Raw genomic sequence first — 4,459 nt, 5'->3', positions numbered from 1 at the left:
TTTGAGCAAGCTGCAGGGTTTTTGCGTATTCACGAGGGTAGCAATCCACTTGATGCCACAGGTGTTCATCCAGAGAGCTATGCATTGGTTGATAGCATACTTGCGCAAACGGACAAGTCTCTAAGCGAGATTATCGGTAACGATAGTGTGCTGGGTACTATCGATACTACAGCTTTGGCTAATGATGACAACATCAGTGTCAAAGCTATTTTGGACGAGCTGGCAAAACCTGCTCGTGACCCGCGTCCTGAGTTCAAAACGGCTAATTTCCGTGATGATATCAATAGTATCAAAGACCTTACTGAGGGCATGACTTTAGAAGGCGTTGTAACCAATGTTACCGCCTTTGGTTGTTTTGTCGATGTTGGTGTACATCAAGACGGTCTGGTACATATCTCTCAGATGGCTAATGACTTTGTCGCAGACCCTATGAACCGTGTCAAACCTGGTGATATTATCTCAGTTCGAGTCATCTCTATCGACGAAAAACGTGGCCGTATTGGCTTTAGCATGAAACCTGAAAACGACAAACCTGCGCGCGCGCCAGCTAAACCAGCTACGAGCCGTACGGACTCTACTAGTAGTGACGATAAGCCGAGCCGTGCGCGCAGCAAGCGTCCACCAGCAGACAAACGCTCTGGCGCACCGCGCCAAGGTGACAAGAGTAGAGGTGACAACAATAAAGGCGGCGCGAGTAATCGTCAGCAGGCGCAAAAGCCTAAGGCAGATACGCCGGTCAAAATGGGTACACTTGGCGCGCTGCTTAAAGAAGCAGGGGTCACCAAGGGCAAGAAGTAACTGCTCAATCTTTATTTAACACACAGAAAAGGCAGCCACTGGCTGCCTTTTTTCATGTGCGCCGTTCTAAAGTAAGGATACGATAAACGACTTATCTTAGGACGACACCATATGTCTAAGTACTCCAGTGGTCTAACATTACTGGGTTATGATACGACGAGTTTCTTGTAGAGTTACAGGAACTGTCGTTGTACTATCTGCACCCTCAATTCTTTGCTCTGACTCTAATGGCGTTACAGAGTTTGGCATCATGTTTGGATCTTCCATCATGCTTGGATCTTCCATCATGCTTGAATCTTCCATCATTTTCGGATCTAATTGCGCAGGGTTTGTATCGACTTCGATTTCACCGGGCTGAGTGGCTAGTAGCTCCCCATCAGGACCTTCAATTTGGGCTTGCAAAGTATTGTCTACAGCAGTGGTACGTATATCAGCGGGTGTCACACTACTATCAGTAGCAGCGAAGGCAAAGATAGGCATCATGAGAGTAGTGCCGAAAAGTAGAGATAAAGTACGGTTTTGCATTAGGGTATTCCTTGAGTTGCAAATCTAAGACAAGTCCAAAATGAGTTTAGACTTTTAAGTAAACTAGCATGATTTCCTATTATGCTAATTGAGCTATAGGTCTTACGCCCTAAAAGCAAAAGACCTATAAAGACAACAACTGAGTCATCATTGCTACAACGTTTATGTCAGATAAAATAAAACGTTATAAAAACTTGATGTCCATTGATGATGTCTTAGACGCAAAAATACCAGCTCGATGGCTGGTATTTCAGTAGTAAAGAGATTAATACTCTCACAGAGTCAATCTAAGTTGTTATAACGTGCAAGATATATGTCCAAAACCTGCTTATCACTCAAAAGTGTTGAGGTCACGTTGCAGATTCTAACTATAATATCGCTAGCGTTAAAGTATTACTCAACTATGATAGTTCTACCTGTGTTTGGATCGATGATGCGCTGCTGCATGTTGTTTTGCATGTTATTGTCTGGCACACGAATCACAGGATAAGTCTGATTGATATCAGTGTTTCTGATGGCTTGAGCATCTGCTTCTTGACCAACATACACCGTACGACCATCTGCTGTCTCTACAGCAACTCTTGTACCTGCTGCTGTATTCACGCGTTGAACCTGATCACTAGGCGCTATGATGACTTCGCTGACTTGATACTGCGTTGGACGAATAGTACGCTTGGTCTCGATAACGACTGCTTCCATACTGCGATCTTCTTTGATTGCAAGCTGTGCTTCTGGCGCTTTTACTTCACTGATAACGGGAGTTGGGAAGTTGCTACCAAAATGGTTATCACACTGCTGCATGGTGACACGTACAGGGTTGCCATTTCTATCCATATAGACATTAACTGGCATGTCAGAGGCAAAAGGAACATATTTACCTACTAGCGCACCTGAAACACCGTAGCGACCATTGGACTGACCAACACCCATATCACAAGCACCTGCTTCATAGTCGCTGGTACGTAGATTATTATTGTTGACTACGCTTTGGGGGATCATAACCTCAGATAGGCTCATCTTAGCTACGCTGACTTCACCTGCGCGGCGCATCGGATTTTGGTAAGTATAAGGAGTATAGAACTTAGCAGAGCCGTCTTTTACCGCCATGACGCACTCATCATAAGTATCATAGCCGACATTACCGTTACGATCAGTAGTCATACCAGCATTAGCGCTTGTGGCTGCCATAGCCAAACCTGACGTGAGTACCGCTGCAGTTAATATATTCAATTTCATAATTTTATCCTCTTAATAGGTTATGTATTATTTAGTAGCTTTGTGATGTTCCACAGCAAAAGCTGCATATACCTTTTTTATGTGAAATATCTATCTATAGAGCTTGAATAAACGCTGTACTTTACAAGCGCTGATTAAGATATAGATGAATAAGTTGTGCTTATCAAAATTTATACTACCCAAATGATTGCCAGTACGCTGTGACAATAGGCTAAGATTATGTAGCGTAATGTAGTGAAAACGCGCAATACGGCAATGTCAGTTACCTAAAACTTATACTTGTGTCATTAACCGATAAAAAAACCGCACCTTAACAATAAGATGCGGTTGATTGTGTCTTTAGACTTTTAGCGCTAAAACAAAATAGGCGCTAAAAAAAGTATCAATATTAGCTATCAACAACTTCAAAGCTTAGACCAGAGTGTTCCTCTAGGCGCTTGATTAAATGCTCGCCCATAGCAGAAGCTGGCGTCCAAAAGCCGCCTTCAACGCTCTCTTTTGAGATATCTTGTGCCAAGCATAGCGCCGATTGTGCCAGCATACGTGAGGTGCTGCCATAGCCTGGGTCTTTATCCCCTGTAACTTTGGTACTGATATGCTCATTTTTAGCCGTTTCGCCAAAGAAGCGAATATCAAAATAACCGTTGTCTTGTTCAGACTTTGAAGGACCGCTACCTGACTTAGGTAGGACATGCTTTGAGAGTAATTCACGGCTGGGCTTAAACATCATAGAGGCGGCAAAGCCCATAAGACCTGCACTTAATGCGTAGCTGGTCATCTGACCTTTGATACCATCTTTCATCCACATGGCTTCGTCGTACTTAAAGTCGCGACCATACTCATAATCTGATAACTGATTGCTGCGATGTACGATACGCGTATTGATACTTGCCATCACAAAAGGAGCTAGCCAGCGCTTGTGCTTATCATCATATTCAGGTTTGCTGACATTGTACTGACGAGTATTTGGCGCATCATCATCAGTATTGAGTAGATAAGGATTCGTCACTTGCTTGCGGCGTGATTTGTCTTCGCCGACTTCTTCAAATATAGTCGCCATCGAGGCAATCGTACCACCAGAGAGACCGCCTTTAGCTGCTTTTACGCGCATGTGAATGATACTACAAACATCATCGAACTTATCTTGAGCTTGCTGCTGAGTAAAGTACACGCCCAAATCTGAGGGAATAGAGTCAAAGCCGCACGAGTTGACGATACGAGCGCCACTTTGTTTGGCGGCGTCCTCATACTTATCCATCATGTCCTTAATAAAGATAGCTTCGCCCGTCAGATCAACATAATCAGTACCATTAGCGCTGCAAGATTTGATCAAAGGCTCACCGTACTTTAGGTAAGGACCGACGGTTGAGATAATGACCTGTGTTTGTTTGGTCATCTTATCTAGGCTGGCGTCATCGTTACTATTGGCAATGATAATGTCGACTTTTTGCGTAGAGTCAGAGCCACTGATTTCAGACTGTAGTTTTTTGAGTTTGTCTTCATCACGCCCTGCAATCGCCCAAGTCGCTTTTGCGTCACTATTCTCAGACAAAAACTCTGATAAGTAATGCGCCGTAATTTGACCGACAAAGCTAGTAGCACCGTACAAGACAACGGCATATTCGCGCGTGTCAGTGTTTTTCTGATTTGAGGTAGACATAATAGTATCCTTATAGTGTGATTAAAGAAGATAGAGTGATTAAAAAAGTAATGTTTGAGCCTTAAAAATTTGAGCTGTGAGATGTTGAGCAGATAATTACTTATGATTATTAAATATAGTTACAAGAGCTGGTTTATTAAGGTTCTTTTTACAGATTTCTTATCGGCCGATTTTGGTGTTAAATGGATTTTACGTCAATATAGGTAGGCATACTAGATGCTATTTATATATAGACACATA

General features: G+C 43.0%; 4 protein-coding genes. 1 reads left to right on the top strand and 3 read right to left on the bottom strand.

The window, feature by feature from the left end:
- Positions 1–798, top strand: a 798-nt coding sequence (locus ACTXGO_RS10150; RefSeq protein WP_443574318.1) for a S1 RNA-binding domain-containing protein, incomplete at its 5' end; no start/stop codon positions are given.
- A gap of 138 nt (positions 799–936) precedes the next feature.
- Here the strand turns inward: ACTXGO_RS10150 and ACTXGO_RS10145 are convergent.
- The 3 genes from ACTXGO_RS10145 to ACTXGO_RS10135 form a co-directional block, all read right to left on the bottom strand.
- The gene (locus ACTXGO_RS10145) at positions 937–1,323 is read right to left on the bottom strand and encodes a hypothetical protein (protein WP_443574317.1); all 387 of its coding nucleotides are present in this window, start codon (positions 1,321–1,323) and stop codon (positions 937–939) included.
- A 393-nt stretch (positions 1,324–1,716) separates the two neighbouring features.
- Positions 1,717–2,559 carry a hypothetical protein gene (locus tag ACTXGO_RS10140; protein ID WP_443541182.1) on the bottom strand — a complete coding sequence of 281 codons (843 nt, stop codon included), beginning with the start codon at positions 2,557–2,559 and terminating at the stop codon, positions 1,717–1,719.
- Between the two features lie 388 nt (positions 2,560–2,947).
- The gene (locus ACTXGO_RS10135; RefSeq protein ID WP_443541181.1) at positions 2,948–4,219 is read right to left on the bottom strand and encodes a saccharopine dehydrogenase family protein; all 1,272 of its coding nucleotides are present in this window, start codon (positions 4,217–4,219) and stop codon (positions 2,948–2,950) included.
- Positions 4,220–4,459 lie beyond the last annotated feature (240 nt).

It is taken from the genome of Psychrobacter sp. T6-1 (assembly GCF_052258445.1).
Note: the sequence above shows the minus strand (reverse complement) of the source record. Positions and strands in the feature narration are given on the sequence as shown.